We start from the raw sequence: 548 nt of genomic DNA on the forward strand, positions 1-548 counted from the left end.
GGCGCCGGGGAAGAAGACCTTACCGAGTGCGTAGGCAACGAAGCCGTAAACACCGAAGTCAAACCATTCCATCGCGTTACCCAGCGATGCGGCAGTGATGGCCTTGCGCAGCTTGCTGTCATCAATAATGGTGACATCGCCGAGCGTAATGGGTTTTACTTTTTTCCTTTTAAGCATTGCTATCCTCGTAGACTCAGCCCTGTCCATACCACAGAAACTCATGCGGTCTGTAAAGTGAGATTCGCCTCATGCGAATCTTCTTCTTCAAGCGTAGCAGGTTTACTTACATTGACATTTACTGTCGATACAACCGAACCTGTTGACGCCTGTCTGGGCAGTTAGTGACCTCTTTACCCTACCAGCGTTTAAATTAGTGATCAACTTCACAAAAACTTACGTATGGCGTCAGAAGTTGTCAGAAAACGTAAACACCCCTCTCTCTTTCGTTACGTTTTAATCGCATTCAGACGATTCTTCCGCTGGTTATTATTCCTCTCGCAATTAAATAAAACACTGACTTTCATTTACATCCATTTCACAGCTTTTTT

The 548-nt window shown here is 45.1% G+C and carries 1 pseudogene; it reads right to left on the minus strand.

Features of this window, described 5'->3' with window-relative positions:
• Positions 1-177: pseudogene (locus tag ETG88_RS22220) on the minus strand (glycine betaine/L-proline transporter ProP); the annotation flags it as partial.
• Positions 178-548: the final 371 nt, after the last annotated feature.

The sequence above is a fragment of the Lelliottia nimipressuralis genome, from assembly GCF_004115925.1.
In the GTDB taxonomy this organism is placed as follows: domain Bacteria; phylum Pseudomonadota; class Gammaproteobacteria; order Enterobacterales; family Enterobacteriaceae; genus Enterobacter; species Enterobacter nimipressuralis.